This window comes from Streptomyces sp. URMC 126 (genome assembly GCF_051386555.1).
GTDB lineage: Bacteria > Actinomycetota > Actinomycetes > Streptomycetales > Streptomycetaceae > Streptomyces.
In genome coordinates, this window is the sequence record NZ_JBPQTX010000857.1 from 1 (window position 1) to 274 (window position 274).

Consider the following 274-nt stretch of genomic DNA (forward strand, 5'->3'; position numbering starts at 1 on the left):
CTGGCCCGCCACCACGTCGTTGAGCGCAGGGCCCGCGCCGCGGTAGGGGATGTGGGTGACGAAGGTGTTGGTCAGGCTCTTGTACAGCTCCATCAGCATGTGCTGGATGCCGCCCGTGCCCGAGGACGCATAGGAGTACTTGCCCTGGGACTTCTTGAGTTCGGCCTCGAAGCTCTTGTAGTCCTTGGCGGGGAACTTGGGGTTCACCGCAATCACGTTGGGCGTGGCCGCCACGTTGATGATGGGCGTGAAGTCCGTCAGCGTGTTGTAGGAG

General features: G+C 62.8%; 1 protein-coding gene. It reads right to left on the bottom strand.

Features of this window, described 5'->3' with window-relative positions; all coding sequences use genetic code 11:
* Window positions 1-261, bottom strand: a 261-nt coding sequence (locus ACSNOK_RS34230; protein WP_436784629.1) for a tripartite tricarboxylate transporter substrate-binding protein, incomplete at its 3' end; no start/stop codon positions are given.
* Window positions 262-274 lie beyond the last annotated feature (13 nt).